Genomic DNA, 14,482 nt, shown 5'->3' with positions numbered 1-14,482 from the left:
GAGTCTGCTCAAGCAGCAACGATTATTGTTCGTTTTTTTTGACAAATGATGTCAGAAATAGGTGATTTAAACAATTTCAGCGACTTATATCATGAAAAAACGAAACGGCTTGCACGTCGCAGCCCACACTAGCAAGGAGTCATCATGGCAAAGCACAGCATCAAAGGTAAAACCGTTCTGATTGCAGGCGGAGCAAAGAATCTGGGTGGCCTGATCGCCCGCGACCTGGCAGAACAAGGCGCACGCGCCATTGCCATTCACTACAACAGCGACAGTTCCAAAGCAGAGGCCGACGCCACCGTCAAAGCCATCCAGGCAACTGGCGCACAAGCCGTCGCCTTCCAGGCTGACTTGCGCTTGGCCAGCGCCATGGAAAAACTGTTTAGCGATACCGTCGCCGCCATTGGCCGCCCCGATATTGCCATCAACACGGTCGGCAAGGTACTGAAAAAATCACTGACCGAGGTCAGCGAAGCCGAGTACGAGGAGATGAGCGACATCAACTCCAAAACTGCCTTTTTCTTCCTGAAAGAAGCCGGCAAGCACGTGCAGGACAATGGCAAAGTCTGCACCCTGGTGACGTCCCTGTTGGGGGCCTTCACCCCGTTTTACGCCGCGTATGCGGGCACCAAAGCGCCGGTAGAACACTACACTCGCGCCGCCGCCAAAGAATATGGCGCACGCGGTATTTCCGTCACGGCAGTGGGCCCTGGCCCTATGGATACGCCCTTCTTCTACCCCGCCGAGGGCGAGGACGCTGTGGCCTATCACAAGACGGCTGCCGCGCTGTCCCCCTACTCCAAGACCGGACTGACAGACATTGAAGATGTCGTGCCCTTTATTCGTCATCTGGTCAGCGACGGCTGGTGGATTACCGGCCAGACTATTCTGATCAACGGTGGCTACACCACCAAATAAGCCAATAAGAAGCAGACAAGGCAATGCTTGCGTCGAGTCCGCAAGATCACTGCTTCGGATTGGAATAATGGCGCTCTTTCGACACTTGCCTGCTGACTCCAAAAAGGAATTAGCAGGCAAGTGTGCCTTCCAGGCCGTCATCCCCGATTAGGCCCGAGGTCCCCGATACGGATTCTCGAAAATCTCTTCTACGGTCTGCCCGAACACAGCACTGATCTTGAAGGCCAGATCCAGGGACGGTGCATGTTTACCCGTTTCCAGCGCATTGACCGCCTGCCGGGACACGCCCAAGCGCTCTGCCAAATCGGCCTGCGTCCAATTCGCTTCAGCCCGCAATACACGCAATCGGTTTTTCATTTAATCGCTAGTCCGGACAAAGGGTGAAACCAGGGCAAACACAGCCCAAAAGAAGGGGTAAATCAACCAGGCGGGAATATGGGGCGCAGCGGCATAGGTTTCCCCAAAACCCCAGGCTGTCCACAAGGTCAGTGTCGCTCCCGAAGCCAGCACAAAGCACTTGGCCACAATCACCCGCACGAACTCATCGCTTTGCGCCATCAAACCCAAGGTGGCCCACACTTGTCCGGCAACCGGCAAGGCGACGGCAATGGCAATCAGCCAGCCAACAGGTCGACCAAGCAGGCTGTCGAACAGCCCCACAATGGTCAAGGCATTGACCAGGATATACACGCCCATAAAGAGCAAAGTGCGAATCAGATAGCGGCGGCCTGCTGATGGCGCAGAAGAGGAATTGCTGTTGGTGAGCATGTTTGAGCACCTGAATGTAAAGTAAACCTGACTTTATAGAAGTCAAAAATACCTGTCAATAAGTAAAGCAAACCTTACATATATTGAGTAAATCTGACAGCAAAGACAAGGTCTGCATGCCGCACATTTCTTTCAATTCAGTCCCCAGCCCAGCACAAGCCACAACACAGACGCTGTGAACGGTCCACCATTCACAAGACCCGTTTTTACTTTTCTTGTGCCACAACAAGTTGCGTCAGCCGCTGAATGGAAAGCGGCGCACAGCCTTCCGCATCATTGCTGATCGTCACATAAGCCGCCTGCCTCGCCCCCGTAATTCCACGAATCGTGCGCGCCAGCACCGTGCGGGTATGCAGGTCCTCGCTGACGATGGCATCGAAGGGGGTATGCTTTTTTTGAGCATCGGCATAGCCGTAAGCACCAAACTCCCGGTTCAAGTTCCAGCGACACACCAAGGGTCCCGGCCACAAGGCACGCAGTACAGGCAGTTGCTCCTCAATCGGCGGCATCTTGCCGTGCAGACCCAGACAAAACGTCGCGCCATTGGCCTTGAGCGTATCGACAAGACTTTGGGTCAGCAGCTCCGGGTCTCGGACTTCTACAGCAAGCACGACTTGTGAACCCTGCGGTAAAGCCTCTCGCGCCGCCGCCAGCATCTGCCCCAATTTGTCGAACATCTCTGCCGGGCGATTCAACCAGCCCCAGGACAGTGGGCTTAACTGGAAGACCAGCACGCCCAGCTTTTCACGCAAACCCTCGAGCGCAGGCTGCACAAACTGCTCTACAGCCAAACGGATATCCAGAAAGTCAGGATTGGACTTGCGCACCTTGCCCTGCTCATCACGAACTTGAGCATCCGTAATCATGGACGGGCATTTCACAACGAAGCGGAAATCGTCATCCACCTGCGCGGCGTAGGCGGAATACTGCGTGACCGTCAAAGGACGCCAGAAGGTGCGATCGACACAGACTGTACGCATCAAAGGATGCTGGTGATAGGCCTGCAGGCCGTGCTTAGAGAGGATATTCGACTCGTACTCGCCATCCCAGATCAAGCCCTCCCAACCGGGGTAAGACCAGGTGGAGACACCGAAACGCAGGGTTTCAGGAAGCTGGGCCGCCAGATCGCTTAGCTCCAGCGCGGAAGCAGCAAGGCTGACTTTGGTGATTTTGCGTCGGGAGGGAGCGGCGGGCTTTGAAGCGGGTGGCTGAGCAATGGCATCGCCGAAAAGATCTTCTTGCATGCTGGGTATAGTGCCATGGGAATGAAGTTAAGCAAATGCCGGCTCAAAATCCACCAGATCCGTACTTTGCATGCCTAACCCTTTGGCGACGCTGCGCCAACGACTGACAGCCTGAACAAGCTCCGCCCAGATTGCTTCTGCTTCCCCCACCGTTAACCTGAAGTATGGTGCCCCACAATATGCGCACTCGAACCCAGGTGCACCTCCAGGTCTGAGCGCTTGGCAGATCGTGTCGTCATCAGAAACCTTCCAACTTGTCAGGATCCACAGAGTCCGAATCATCTTGCGACTTGGCCCCCGCGGTTTGACCCGCTTTAATACGCCGTGGGCGCCTGACGCGCTGGGGTAACTGCTCACGCAGCAAGCTGACCCGGATTCCAAGCCGTAGCAAGAGCCATGATTCAACATTCCGATTTCGTCGACACGTCAATAAAACGTGTACCCAATTTCGATAAATAGCGACATGTATCAAGTTTCGCTTGAAGGATCAGCGGCTACCACCGTCTAAGAAGTAGAAATGCAGTCGTGTTGCAGGCCAACACACCCAGCTCCCGAGAGCAGCAAAGCCTGACTTGGGAAATCGTTGCAGAAAAACGGGGGAGTTGGAAACAAAGCAGAACTGGAGCGGGTGAAGGGAACATCACGCCGCACTCAACCCGTTGACTGATAACGGGTTTCTTCCGTGAGCGCCACGGAATTAGACCAGATTATGTACCAGCCCCACCTGCCCGGCAACCCGGGATCGTCTGCCATCGCCCAGCAACGTCCATGCACAGCCACCAGGCTCATGTCCAGATGCGCCTATAGGCCGAGACTGTGCTTCGCTGCGCCGAAGTTTGGGGCGTACTCCACACCAACGTCCTCTAGATCGGCAGCGATTTCATCTTGAAGACGTCGGGTGTTCGGCGCGAAATACTCCTTCGTATTCGACGAGGCGAACACGATCGGCGCCACCAGCCCTGCGGAGCGAAGCTGGCCAGCCGCCTCGATATAGGCTTCGACGATCACGCAATCCTTCATTGATTCTTTACCCAGTCGGGCGGGAGCACGAGGTTCGTTGACTCGCTTGAACGCACGGCTGGCGACCCCATCGTTGTGCGGCACCACGCTGGCAACGTCCCGCCACCTGTTCAGCACTGTCCTGGCCCGCGCGACGTGTCCCTCAAGGTGGTCCAGCGGCAACATTCCCTGGGCACCGTAGGCCAAGGCCACTTCATGGATACGTTGAGCTTGTGCCCGGAACCTTGCCAAAGCGTTTCGAGCCTCTACCTCGACGCCAGCGACATGAGCAGCAAGCTCGATGGTCACCTGTTCTGCCATCAGAACAATCAGATCGGAGCCGGCCTCGGCTGCCGCAAGCAAGGCAAGCCCGGCGCTGGCATCGTGTGCTACCGCTGTTTCGCGCGTGATGTCACGGATGACGTCAAGGACGGTGCATGTATCCACGCACAACACTGGCGCGTTTAAAGCAACCAAGTCGTCAATGACTGAAGTATTCAGGCTCATGTATGCGACTGGTCATACTGTTCAAGCAGTCCGAGTGCGAATTCATAGTCGATGGCCAAGTCCTGCGCCCGCCCTGCGGACCAGGCCTCCACCTCGACAAGCCACCGTGCCAATTGGTCACTATCCAGTCGTTTCGATGCACGGTGCGCGGCAATCAGGAACGCGTACCAGCGCTCCTTGTCCATGGGATGGGCCGCACCTGTGGACTTATTGGCGAGCCGCGAAAAGCGCCGCAGGGCTGCTGCCGGTTCGGCATCCAGCCAATCATCAAGAGTCTGGTTGGGAGAGGTCAGTTCGACGCCGAAACCGCCGGCCCGGGACGCCGGTTCCGCGACTTGGGCGACGAAATCGCGAAGAATCGCGTTGTACTTGTCAATACCAAGCTCACCGACGTTTCGCGGCACAATATTGGAAACCTTGTAGCCATCAGGCTCTTGCCACAGCACCAGAGCCGATTCATCGACGTCGTCGAATGCAGATCGTACAAGCACGATCACATCGTCGTCGCCCATGTGTTGCTTGAGGTCTTCTTCCCGCTCAGCGTCGTGACGCCAAGAGCCACCCACCTGCGCGAGGATGCCACTGCGCATTGCGGTTGCTGTCTTGCCCCTGAGGTGAAGATGCTGGAAGACCGTGATCGGCTTTTCTGTCATTTCGGTTGCCCGCAATAGAACTGTTGATGTTCTGAAACTTGTCGGTAAATCGATGGCATTCGCCTGTCATTCTTTCTTGATCTGAACGAAGACCCGTGCCGTCTGGCTCGAAGCCTCATCGTTGCCCGTCGAGACGGCGTCGCCGCGCCTGGTGCCACCCGAACCGCGTCTGCTGAAAGACCCTCGGCGTCTGACATGCGGGTGATGCCCAGACTTGAAAGCACGTAGACCGAATGCGTCTTTCGCCGCGATGGCATCTGTAGCAAAACCTCACCACCAAGCCTCCCCGCCTCGGGCGAGAAACATCTTGAAGCATACCGCCACGCAGAGGCTCGGTGTTGGTGGACAAGGTGCCACATCGACTGGTTGCTGGGGTGAGCATTGCAGCCATTCGCCGTCACTACAACCTTTCCACAAGCCAAGTCGCCACCGCTCCGCGCCGCGAAGGTGTGGATGGCGTCGACCAGACCACGAGAAAAGCCGATGTCCTGAACCCGTTCACCAGGGAGTAGCCCATGAGAAAGTCATCTTCTTCCGGCGCCCAAGCCAAGGTCTTCTATCGTCCGATCGAGGCGGCCATCCAGTGGGCGGGACTGTCACGCTTCGAGCGCCGTATCCTTGATATTGCCGAAGGGATGAACCGGCTGCCGGAGCACGCTGCGCTGGCGCGCTGGCCACAGCTTCGCCTGAACGCGGAACGGATCTACGACGCACTGGTGCATCTCGACCTTCCCTACGGCAAGGATGGCCTCACGAGCAACGATCCCGCCTTGCTCGATGATCCTGGCCTCACGATCCGCCACGTCGATCTGAAGGCTTGGATGATCCGTTTCTATCCCGACCAGCGACCGGCATTCCTGTTCGATGCCTTCGAGCGTCACCTGCATCCGGCCGTCAGTGTCGATGCCGTGCAGGCACTGGTCATGGATCGCGAGGCGTTGAAGCTCCAGCTTGCCGACAAGGTGCAGGCCTGGGACGCGCTCTATGAGCAGTTCCAGACGCTCAGCCAGGAGCACCAGGCGCGCACGGAGCGCGAGAAGCGATCCGGGATGCCGGGCGCCCGCAGTGAATCCACCTACCTGAACATCGTTGGCGGTCTTCTGACCCTGCTGTTGGGCAAGTCACCCAATGGCGTTCCCTATTCGTCTTTCGAGACGCTGGAATCGGTCATCAATGCGCTGGTTGCCCATTACGGCGACAAATCCGGAATCAGCGAGCGAACGCTGTGGGCGAAGTTTTCGGCAGCCAAGCGTCATCTCGCTACCCAGGACCGCTGACTGCAAGTGCAGACGGCGTGTCTGCACTTGCGGTGACCGCGCGGGAACCGCGCTATTGAATACGGGGCACTTCCATCACCGCCGCTACACAGCACCAAGGAGTGTCCCTCGTGACTGCCCAGACCATCGCCACCGCGACGCCGAACGAACACCGCATCCTGCGCCGCGCGGAAGTCGAGGCCAAGACCGGCTTCAAACGCGCCCACATCTACAACCTGATCAAGGAGGGCAAGTTTCCTAAGCCCCTGCGCCTCGGGGTACGCGCCATCGGATGGGATTCGGTGGAGATCGATCAGTGGATCACCGATCGACTCAGGGAGCGGGCGTGAGCCCGCGCCCCCCGGAATCCCTTCCACGAGGAGTCGCACCATGCAGGTGGTATCCATCATTTCGACCAAGGGTGGCGTCGGCAAGACGACCACCGCAGCGAACCTGGGCGGCTTCATCGCCGATGCGGGACTGCGCGTGCTGCTGCTGGACCTGGACGTACAGCCCACCTTGTCGAGCTACTTCACGCTCGGCACGCATGCGCCTGCCGGCATCTATGAGATGCTGGCCTTCAATGAGCAGCGTATCGAGCAATTGGCTTCGCAGACCGCTGTGGCGGGTCTCGACCTGGTGGTGTCGAACGACCATCGCGGCGAACTGAACACACTGCTGCTGCACGCACCCGACGGTCGGCTACGCCTGCGTCACCTGCTCCCCGCGCTGGCGTCGCACTACGACCTGCTGCTGATCGATACCCAGGGAGCGCGCAGTGTGCTGCTGGAAATGGCGGTACTGGCCTCCAGTCTGGCGCTGTCACCGGTGACGCCGGAAATCCTGGCGGCGCGTGAGCTGAGGCGCGGCACGCTGCAACTGATCGAGGACATCGCTCCGTATCGGCACCTCGGCATCGAGCCGCCACCGCTGCGCTTGCTCATCAACCGTGTGCATCCGGTTTCGTCGAACGCCCGACTGATCCAGCAGGCCCTGCGACAAGTGTTCCAGGCGCACGCTGGCATACAGGTCCTGAGCACCGACGTCCCGGCCATTGAAGCCTACCCACGTGCCGCAACACGGGGGCTGCCAGTGCATCGCGTCGAATACCGGCAACCAGTGGGCCGTACTGCGCCTGCGGCGTTGGAGACGATGCGTGCGCTGGCTGGCGAGCTGTTCCCGGCATGGCGGGAGCGCTTTGCATGCGTTACCGGCAGAGGCCGCGCAGGAGGAGCCAGTCATGGCGATCGGGCATGAACTGGCCCGCGGCCATGCGCGGCTACGCGCGCTGATCGAGTTCGCGCTGGGCGAAGGTTGGCACGTGAAACGCACGCGCGGCGGGCACCTGATGTTCACCAAGCCCGGCTGCGCCGCGATCTATACCAGCTCGACTGCGAGCGATCACCGCGCCAGCCGCAACGCACGCGCGCAGCTTCGCCGCGCCGATCGACAGGCACTGACGGCATCTCGGGAGAGCAGCGATGGCTGATCCGACGCCGCAGGACATGGCCACCAAGCTGCTGGCCAAGGGCTTCGAACGCAACGGTCCTTCGGCCGCGGCGTTGACCGACCCCATCGCCGACACACCGATGGTGGTGACGCTGGACGAGCTGCGCCCCTATGAACATGACCCACGCGTGACGCGCAACCCGGCCTACGAGGAAATCAAGACCTCGATCCGCGAGCGCGGGCTGGACGCACCGCCCGCGATCACGCGCCGGCCGGGCGAGGCGCACTACATCATCAGGAACGGTGGCAATACGCGGCTGGCGATCCTGCGCGAATTGTGGAGCGAAACCAAGGAAGAACGCTTCTTCCGCATCGCGTGCCTGTTCCGCCCGTGGCCGGCGCGCGGCGAAATCGTGGCGCTGACCGGGCATCTGGCCGAGAACGAGCTGCGTGGCGGGCTGACCTTCATCGAGCGGGCGTTGGGCATCGAGAAGGCGCGCGAGTTCTACGAGCAGGAAAGCGGCCAGGCACTGTCGCAGAGCGAACTCGCGCGGCGGCTGACTGCCGACGGTTATCCGGTGCCGCAGTCGCACATCAGCCGCATGAACGATGCGGTGCGCTACCTGCTGCCGGCGATCCCGACGCTGTTGTACGGCGGACTGGGCCGGCATCAGGTGGACCGGCTCGCGGTGCTGCGCAAGGCGTGCGAGCGCACCTGGGAGCGGCGTGCGCTGGGCCGCACCGTGGCCGTGGACTTCGCCACCTTGTTTCAGGACGTGCTGACGCAGTTCGACACACAACCGGACGACTTCTCGCCACAGCGGGTGCAGGACGAACTGGTGGGCCAGATGGCCGAGCTGCTGGAGGCGGACTACGACACGCTGGCGCTGGAGATCGACGACAGCGAAAGCCGCCAGCGTGCGCTGACCAGCGAACCGGCGCCTGTCGTGCCTGCTGCTCCTTCCGCACCGGTCTCCGCGCCTCAGCAGCCACCCGTGTCGTCCGGTCCGCGCGACACCACGCCGGTCTCGCCTGCGGCGTCAGCAGCGCCACCGCCTGCATTGCCCGAAGCGCCGCAGGACCAGCACGGACAACGCGACGAGCGCCTGCAAGGGCACATCGTGACACCGGCACCGACCACCGAGCGCCTGCAGTCCATCCAGCGGATGGTCGCCGACCAGCTCGGCGACAAGCTGCCCGACTTCGAGGCCGATGCGCTGCGTGCGATCCCCGTGCAGGCGGGCGGGCTCTATCCCATCTCGGACGTCTGGTACATCGAGCCGAGCTTGGACGTGCCGGATCGCCTGCGTGTGCACATCGCGCAGTTCGCGCGCGAAATCGGCGAGGAAGCGGCGGTCGCCGACCACATCGAGGCCAGCGTCGGCGGCATCGGCTTCGTCTGCGCGGCGCCGGTTGTGGGCCAGGCGAAGGCGCTGCCGGCGTTCGCGCGGGCGGTGCTGACCCTGCTGCATGTGCTGAGTGCGGCGCCGCCCTCCGCGAACGGAGTGGACCGCGCGCGGCTGGCCGATGAGCTGGCTGCGCTGCTGCATGGCCATGGCGGCTCGGCTACACGCCTGAGCGATGCTGCGCTGGTGAAGCTGTTCCGTCTGCTGCGCCTGGCGCGCCGGCTGCTGGATCTGGAAGCCGGCGTAGCGAGCCAGGATTCCTGAGCGCAGGAGGCTTCCGCATGTCGGCACCGCACCCACTCAACCAAGCCGTGATCGCTCAGGCCCTGCATGACTTGCGCAACGGCCAGTTGCGCCGCTGCAAGGCCATGGGCTTCGGCGAGGAAGAGCTGGATGCGCTGAAGCACCCCGAACTCGTGAGCATGCTGGTGAATGCCACGGTATCGTGGTGTTCGGTGTCGGTGAACCGGGATGTGTTGAAGCGGCTGCTGAGCCAGATGCACGACGTGGAGCGGGAGATCGCCACGGTGGACCGCATGCTGCGCCTGGGAGCGAGCACGGAGATGGTCAGCAAGTTCTACGGCCTCACGCATCAGGAAGTGGCGCTGCGCCGCGACATCCTTGGGCTGCCCAAGCGCAAGGGCCGGCATCCGGTGCTCGACGAGGCACAGGACGTGACCTTGTGGGAGCGCTGGAAGGCCGGCGTCACCGAGCGCCATATCGCCCTGTCCGACGACATGGCGATGCTGGCGCTGACCATGGACCTGGCCGAGGCGTTGAGCCTGCCGATGTCGGTGGTGTGGGCGGCGATACGGAACTGGATCGACCAGGGGCTGGTGTAGGCCATGACCACGGGCGGCGCACCACGGCGCGAAGGCCCCGTTGCGCTGTCCGCGCTCTTCGACGAGGCCCTGCAGCACCTGCAGCCAGCGCAGGGAACGGCGCCGGCCGCCGACGGTTTCCTCTACAGCGGCAACCGCCATGAGAGCGTGCCGCGCAGGCTGTTCCTCGACCGGCGCCTGACGCCGCTGGAGCGCAACGCCTGGCAGGTGTTCCGCCTGCAGCTCAACGAAGACGGCGTGACCGCCTTTCCCACCTACGACCAATTGCGCCCTTACCTGGCCTCGATGCCCTGTGCAGCGCAGGCCTCGCACGAGACCGTGGCGCGCGCCTTGACGCTGCTGCGGCTGACGCGCTGGCTCAGCCTGGTGCGGCGGCGGCGCGATCCGAAGACCGGCCGCATTCAAGGCAATCTCTACGTGCTGCACGACGAACCGCTGTCACCTTTCGAGGCGATGCAGCTCGATGCCGACTACCTCGGCCTGGTCAGCCAGGCGCTGACCCATGCCGCCAAGGCGGTGCAGATCGTGGGCATGAACACGCTCAAGGAGATTGCCGAAGACCCGCTGCTCAGCGGCCGCACGCTGCCGACCCGCCTGCAGGTGCTCGCGCAGCGCATGGCGCTGCATGGCTGGACGACGCCAGGTTATCCACAGGAGGGTGCGGACCACGAATCCGAAGAAGGCCAGGAAGCCCTTCTTCGGAATGCTGCGCGCCCGTCTTCGGAATCCGAAGCAGGGCCGAAACCCGCGCCGGATAGCTCTCTTCGGATTCCGAAGGAGGACCGTACAGTACGTAATGATCGTATAAATGAAGTACGTACAGTACCGCGCGCGAGGGCCTTGCAGAACCTGCGACTGCCCGAGCGTTTCCTGCGCTTGAAGGATGAGCAGCAGGCCGGCGCTCTGGTGGCCCTGCAGCAGGTGGACGAAGCGCAGCGGCAGGCCGTTCTCGACGAGTGGGCGGCACGCTGCCACAACAGCGCGGTGCGCAACCCGGCCGGCTACCTGTTCGGCATTATCCAGAAGGCGATCCGCGGAGAGTTCAAGGCGTGGGCGGGCACCGACGCAGTAGCGCAGCTCGCGCCGCGAGCTGCGGGGCCCGCGTCATCGTCGTCGCCTTCGGCCTCCCGCCCAGCCGACCCCGAGGTGGCGCGCGCCTACCTCGCACGGCTGCGTTCAGCCTTGCGCGATCCCTGAGCTATCCCCAGGGGATAGACGGAACAGGTCGCCTTCCGTCGGGTGATCCGGTCAGGTCGCGGCTTCGTCTTCTTCCGTTTCCCGCCAATAGGCGTAGTTGAACAGTGCATCCAGCTCCGTGAAGTCGTCCAGGCCCAACGATCGTCTGACCGTATCGGCATGCCCGCAGTACCTTGCGTAGCTTTCCGCACTGACGTTCTGCTTGGTTGGATGCAGTGGGTAGTCCCGGATGCCGGCGAGCGCCAGTCCCGACACCGCGTTCTGGTTCATCACGGCGAACCGCTTGTTGTCCAGCGCGTGCAGAATCTCAGTCAGCAGGTTGATGCCTGCTCCGGTGATGGCGCCGAAATGTCGATGTAGAACGGTAAACGCTTCGGCAGGCGAAAGGTTTCGCCGGTCAAGGATGTCCGCCACTGCGGCCACGAACTGCCCTGGGTGGTTGGCGATCCGGCTCTTGCCGCGGTGCAGCCCGCCGGAATGGAACAGGCCGATCAGCGCGTCGTAGTTACTCGGAAAGTCCCGCCTGGCATTGCTGCTCAGGGCCGCCAGCTCTGCCAGCCTGCGCCTTGCCTGGCGCAGGTTTCCCTTGCGGCCGTTCTTCTGCGCAGTGAATCCATGCGCTGAATCGTCGCTTTTCATCAGCTCCAGGAGGTCGGCCAGGATCGTGAAGTCCGGCCCCTCGGTTCGGCTCGCCTTCTGCGCGCGCTTCTTGGCCACCTTCCGGCAAGTGTCGTGGATGATGTATTCCCGCTCGTAGGCATCAATCCGGGGCTTGGTCGCTGGCACGAGAATCCTGTCCGCGACCAGCGCATCGAGGTGTCGCGTGACAGATGCCATCAGCGCGCCGCTCGCGTCGTCGATGAGGGCCGATGCCTCGTAGTTTCCGTAGAAGCCTCCGTGGGTGAGGTTGGCCGAGCCGACGATCACCGAGCATTGCTTGCCATTCTGGAAGGCGTAGATCTTCGGGTGGAAGGTGTCGCTGGCGTTGCTGAGGTACAGGACGAGCGCGTGCTTCTCGGCGAGCGCAAAGAGCTGTCGGAGTGCTTCGGGTTCGGTCAGGTAGAAGTCCAGACCTATCGCAAACCTGGCCTTCAATCCGCTTTCCAGCGCCTTGCGCAAGGGCTTCAACAAGTCGCCGAGGGCCGAGGTCTTCGCGAAGGCCACCAGGCATTCCAGGCGTTCCGCCCGCTTCAGCAGCTTCTCGACCACGTGGCCGTGCCCGTGCTCTTCCTCGTTCAACAGCAACTGAACGGCTTTCCCATCCTGCATGTTTTCCCCTCGTTCTTCTGCGCAGCAACCCCAGGTGCGATGCGCCCCCGGTCATTGTCATGGTTCAAGCCCCGACATCAAGCATTGGTGGCTCAAGACCTATCCCCAGGGGATAGCCGGCACACACAGCCTTCCGTGCGGAACAAACCGGGCGCGCATGGGCTGCGGTTTGTTGACTGACGGCCTTCCGGCCGATGCCGATGCTGGCGACTCGCCCCTTCACCGCGAGTCGCTCCCATGGCCAACGAACGCACAGAACCCCTGCAACTGAATCTCGGATCGCTGCGCAGCGCGATGTCGCTGACGCTGCACACGCACCACGCTTCGCGCATCTGGCACGGCCGCGCGCCGACCGAGGGGCGCCCAGGCATCATCGGTCTCAACGGCTTCATCGGCGCCATGAACAAAATGAAGCGCGGCGCCGAGCAGGACGACCCGTACTCGGACTGGTGGATGTTGCGGATCGAGGACAAGCTCGCCGACACCAAGACCCGTCTGCAGACCCTGCGCGAACAGGTGGATCAGGCCTTGGCCGACGTGCCAGCGGCGCTGTCGCTGGGCGAGAACATGAACGTGCAGCCGGTGAAGCTGCCGCTGTTCGTGAACGCCCAGCTCGGCTTCATGGCGGTGTATCTGCTGGCCGACTACGACGACCTGGCACGCAAACTCATCCTGGCGCACCACACGGCGCTGATCGACCGCAGCACCTTGGAGCGCTGGCTCAATGATGGTGCGCACGCGCTGCGCAGCCTGTTCTCGCTGGCCCAGCAGTACCGCTACTCGGGCACGACGCGCGACGACTTCGCGGCGAAGAACGCGGCGGCGCGGGCGGCGTTGGAGAAATTCGGCGAGCTGCCGCTGGATGTGCTCGAAGGCACGCGCCGTTCGCGCTTTGCGCCACCGATCGCGCGGCGGACAACCAAGCCCAGCACGCCGCCTGCTGCGCCTGCCATCGTGCCCGATGCGCACGCTCCCACGGGTGGCGCAGCCGATGGTGCTGCGGGCGATGAGGGTGCTGGCGCATGACAGCATCGCCCCCTATCAGCCACTCCACGCGCTTCGTGGCGCTGGAACAGGCGGACTTCCAGCGGCTGGAACACGCAGGCTACCTAAAAGGCCTTTTACAGCCTTTTAAGGGTAAGGGGAGTCTGGAGACCTGGGCCAACCAGTGCGCAGCGCTGCGCGACGACGTGATTGGCCTGGCGCAGCGGCGCGTGCTGCCCCAGGCGCGCGCCTACCCCTTCAGCCTGCTCGACGTGCAACTGGCCCAGCAGGCCACTGGTGCAGGGACGACCTTCCTGCGCTGGCGCAACCTCGACCGTTCCTCCATGGGCGTGGCGTTGTGGGAGGCCCTGCTGGCCAACCCCGCGACGCCGGCCTCGCTGATCGACGAGCTGTACGCGATCGAACTGCAGCGCATCGTGCTGAACATGCAGATCAGCCTGACCCACAGCATCGCTCGCCAAGCCCTGGAATGCGCCAACAAGGCCGCGCAGGCCGAAGCGGCTTACCTGCGGCGCGTCCACGGGCATACCGCGTCCGTTCCACCCACCACCAAGGAGTCACCATGAGCACGCACTTCGTCGGCGAGGGCAACATCGGTTCTGCGCCGGACTACCGCGAATTTCCGAACGGCAACGACGAGCCGCGCCGGCTGCTTCGCCTGAACGTCTACTTCGACAACCCGATCCCGAAGAAGGACGGCGAGTACGAAGATCGCGGCGGCTTCTGGGCGCCCGTGGAGCTGTGGCACCGCGACGCCGAGCACTGGAAGACGCTGTACCAGAAAGGTATGCGGGTGCTGGTCGAGGGCCGCACCGTGCGCGACGAATGGGAGGACGCCGACGAGAACGAACGGGTGACCTTCAAGATCGAAGCGCGGCGCGTGGGCATTCTGCCGTATCGCATTGAGGCGGTGACGTTGGGTGCGAAGCCCTCTGCATCTGATAGTGGTGCGCCGCAATCCTGACCAGC

General features: G+C 62.2%; 17 protein-coding genes. 11 read left to right on the top strand and 6 right to left on the bottom strand.

Annotation, left to right across the window (positions count from 1 at the left end):
- Positions 1–144: 144 nt before the first annotated feature.
- Entirely contained in the window at positions 145–918 is a 774-nt protein-coding gene (locus AC6I6N_RS09990; RefSeq protein WP_497943480.1) for an SDR family oxidoreductase, read from the top strand.
- Positions 919–1,065: 147 nt separating this feature from the next.
- Here AC6I6N_RS09990 and AC6I6N_RS09985 read toward each other — a convergent pair whose 3' ends face one another.
- The 5 genes from AC6I6N_RS09985 to AC6I6N_RS09965 all read right to left on the bottom strand — a co-directional run bounded on the left by AC6I6N_RS09985 (position 1,066) and on the right by AC6I6N_RS09965 (position 5,089).
- A complete protein-coding gene (locus AC6I6N_RS09985; protein ID WP_094195553.1) occupies positions 1,066–1,275 on the bottom strand; it encodes a helix-turn-helix transcriptional regulator in 210 nt (69 codons plus the stop codon).
- Entirely contained in the window at positions 1,276–1,686 is a 411-nt protein-coding gene (locus tag AC6I6N_RS09980) for a hypothetical protein (protein ID WP_230018976.1), read from the bottom strand. It abuts the gene before it with no gap.
- Between the two features lie 206 nt (positions 1,687–1,892).
- Complete coding sequence (locus tag AC6I6N_RS09975) at positions 1,893–2,930, bottom strand: DUF72 domain-containing protein (RefSeq protein WP_497943479.1); 1,038 nt, start codon at positions 2,928–2,930, stop codon at positions 1,893–1,895.
- A gap of 801 nt (positions 2,931–3,731) precedes the next feature.
- On the bottom strand, positions 3,732–4,436 hold the full coding sequence (locus tag AC6I6N_RS09970; RefSeq protein ID WP_029578165.1) for a hypothetical protein: 705 nt from the start codon (positions 4,434–4,436) through the stop codon (positions 3,732–3,734).
- The gene (locus tag AC6I6N_RS09965; RefSeq protein WP_029578164.1) at positions 4,433–5,089 is read right to left on the bottom strand and encodes a DUF1889 family protein; all 657 of its coding nucleotides are present in this window, start codon (positions 5,087–5,089) and stop codon (positions 4,433–4,435) included. The genes AC6I6N_RS09970 and AC6I6N_RS09965 overlap by 4 nt, the downstream gene beginning before the upstream one ends.
- A 515-nt stretch (positions 5,090–5,604) precedes the next feature.
- Between AC6I6N_RS09965 and AC6I6N_RS09960 the strand changes: the two genes are divergently transcribed.
- The 7 genes from AC6I6N_RS09960 (at position 5,605) to AC6I6N_RS09930 (ending at position 11,239) form a co-directional block, all read left to right on the top strand.
- Positions 5,605–6,366, top strand: coding sequence for a hypothetical protein (locus AC6I6N_RS09960; RefSeq protein ID WP_024889637.1), 762 nt, complete (start codon positions 5,605–5,607; stop codon positions 6,364–6,366).
- A 110-nt stretch (positions 6,367–6,476) separates the two neighbouring features.
- Complete coding sequence (locus AC6I6N_RS09955) at positions 6,477–6,695, top strand: AlpA family transcriptional regulator (protein WP_009461157.1); 219 nt, start codon at positions 6,477–6,479, stop codon at positions 6,693–6,695.
- 40 nt (positions 6,696–6,735) lie between these two features.
- The gene (locus AC6I6N_RS09950; RefSeq protein ID WP_024889635.1) at positions 6,736–7,602 is read left to right on the top strand and encodes a ParA family protein; all 867 of its coding nucleotides are present in this window, start codon (positions 6,736–6,738) and stop codon (positions 7,600–7,602) included.
- Complete coding sequence (locus tag AC6I6N_RS09945; RefSeq protein ID WP_029578162.1) at positions 7,586–7,834, top strand: hypothetical protein; 249 nt, start codon at positions 7,586–7,588, stop codon at positions 7,832–7,834. The genes AC6I6N_RS09950 and AC6I6N_RS09945 overlap by 17 nt, the downstream gene beginning before the upstream one ends.
- Entirely contained in the window at positions 7,827–9,464 is a 1,638-nt protein-coding gene (locus tag AC6I6N_RS09940) for a ParB family protein (protein ID WP_497943478.1), read from the top strand. Before AC6I6N_RS09945 ends, AC6I6N_RS09940 begins: the two co-directional genes overlap by 8 nt.
- 17 nt (positions 9,465–9,481) lie before the next feature.
- Positions 9,482–10,042, top strand: a complete 561-nt coding sequence (locus AC6I6N_RS09935) for a DUF2857 domain-containing protein (protein ID WP_029578160.1) — start codon at positions 9,482–9,484, stop codon at positions 10,040–10,042.
- 3 nt (positions 10,043–10,045) lie between these two features.
- Complete coding sequence (locus AC6I6N_RS09930; protein ID WP_497943477.1) at positions 10,046–11,239, top strand: STY4528 family pathogenicity island replication protein; 1,194 nt, start codon at positions 10,046–10,048, stop codon at positions 11,237–11,239.
- Positions 11,240–11,290: 51 nt separating this feature from the next.
- Here the strand turns inward: AC6I6N_RS09930 and AC6I6N_RS09925 are convergent, their stop codons facing one another.
- Positions 11,291–12,508: a phospholipase D family protein gene (locus tag AC6I6N_RS09925; RefSeq protein WP_196785118.1), complete on the bottom strand. Its 1,218-nt coding sequence runs from the start codon at positions 12,506–12,508 to the stop codon at positions 11,291–11,293.
- Positions 12,509–12,745: 237 nt separating this feature from the next.
- On the opposite strand from AC6I6N_RS09925, the gene AC6I6N_RS09920 reads away from it, so the two are divergent.
- From AC6I6N_RS09920 to AC6I6N_RS09910, 3 genes are read left to right on the top strand one after another with little or no spacing between them, the layout of a single operon-like run.
- Positions 12,746–13,534, top strand: coding sequence for a PFL_4669 family integrating conjugative element protein (locus tag AC6I6N_RS09920; protein WP_032963671.1), 789 nt, complete (start codon positions 12,746–12,748; stop codon positions 13,532–13,534).
- Positions 13,531–14,079, top strand: a complete 549-nt coding sequence (locus tag AC6I6N_RS09915) for a DUF3158 family protein (protein ID WP_034365971.1) — start codon at positions 13,531–13,533, stop codon at positions 14,077–14,079. The genes AC6I6N_RS09920 and AC6I6N_RS09915 overlap by 4 nt, the downstream gene beginning before the upstream one ends.
- On the top strand, positions 14,076–14,477 hold the full coding sequence (locus tag AC6I6N_RS09910; protein ID WP_032963659.1) for a single-stranded DNA-binding protein: 402 nt from the start codon (positions 14,076–14,078) through the stop codon (positions 14,475–14,477). Before AC6I6N_RS09915 ends, AC6I6N_RS09910 begins: the two co-directional genes overlap by 4 nt.
- The last annotated feature ends 5 nt before the right edge of the window (positions 14,478–14,482 follow it).

Source organism: Alcaligenes sp. LTN-3 (assembly GCF_059735605.1).
Note: the sequence above shows the minus strand (reverse complement) of the source record. Positions and strands in the feature narration are given on the sequence as shown.

Bases quoted from the DNA above. Each gene is read 5' to 3' on its own strand.
- AC6I6N_RS09965 (WP_029578164.1), bottom strand. From the start codon at position 5,089: ATGACAGAAAAGCCGATCACGGTCTTCCAGCATCTTCACCTCAGGGGC.
- AC6I6N_RS09945 (WP_029578162.1), top strand. From the start codon at position 7,586: ATGGCGATCGGGCATGAACTGGCCCGCGGCCATGCGCGGCTACGCGCG.
- AC6I6N_RS09980 (WP_230018976.1), bottom strand. From the start codon at position 1,686: ATGCTCACCAACAGCAATTCCTCTTCTGCGCCATCAGCAGGCCGCCGC.
- AC6I6N_RS09930 (WP_497943477.1), top strand. From the start codon at position 10,046: ATGACCACGGGCGGCGCACCACGGCGCGAAGGCCCCGTTGCGCTGTCC.
- AC6I6N_RS09935 (WP_029578160.1), top strand. From the start codon at position 9,482: ATGTCGGCACCGCACCCACTCAACCAAGCCGTGATCGCTCAGGCCCTG.
- AC6I6N_RS09970 (WP_029578165.1), bottom strand. From the start codon at position 4,436: ATGAGCCTGAATACTTCAGTCATTGACGACTTGGTTGCTTTAAACGCG.
- AC6I6N_RS09940 (WP_497943478.1), top strand. From the start codon at position 7,827: ATGGCTGATCCGACGCCGCAGGACATGGCCACCAAGCTGCTGGCCAAG.
- AC6I6N_RS09925 (WP_196785118.1), bottom strand. From the start codon at position 12,508: ATGCAGGATGGGAAAGCCGTTCAGTTGCTGTTGAACGAGGAAGAGCAC.
- AC6I6N_RS09920 (WP_032963671.1), top strand. From the start codon at position 12,746: ATGGCCAACGAACGCACAGAACCCCTGCAACTGAATCTCGGATCGCTG.
- AC6I6N_RS09910 (WP_032963659.1), top strand. From the start codon at position 14,076: ATGAGCACGCACTTCGTCGGCGAGGGCAACATCGGTTCTGCGCCGGAC.
- AC6I6N_RS09950 (WP_024889635.1), top strand. From the start codon at position 6,736: ATGCAGGTGGTATCCATCATTTCGACCAAGGGTGGCGTCGGCAAGACG.
- AC6I6N_RS09985 (WP_094195553.1), bottom strand. From the start codon at position 1,275: ATGAAAAACCGATTGCGTGTATTGCGGGCTGAAGCGAATTGGACGCAG.
- AC6I6N_RS09975 (WP_497943479.1), bottom strand. From the start codon at position 2,930: ATGCAAGAAGATCTTTTCGGCGATGCCATTGCTCAGCCACCCGCTTCA.
- AC6I6N_RS09960 (WP_024889637.1), top strand. From the start codon at position 5,605: ATGAGAAAGTCATCTTCTTCCGGCGCCCAAGCCAAGGTCTTCTATCGT.
- AC6I6N_RS09915 (WP_034365971.1), top strand. From the start codon at position 13,531: ATGACAGCATCGCCCCCTATCAGCCACTCCACGCGCTTCGTGGCGCTG.
- AC6I6N_RS09990 (WP_497943480.1), top strand. From the start codon at position 145: ATGGCAAAGCACAGCATCAAAGGTAAAACCGTTCTGATTGCAGGCGGA.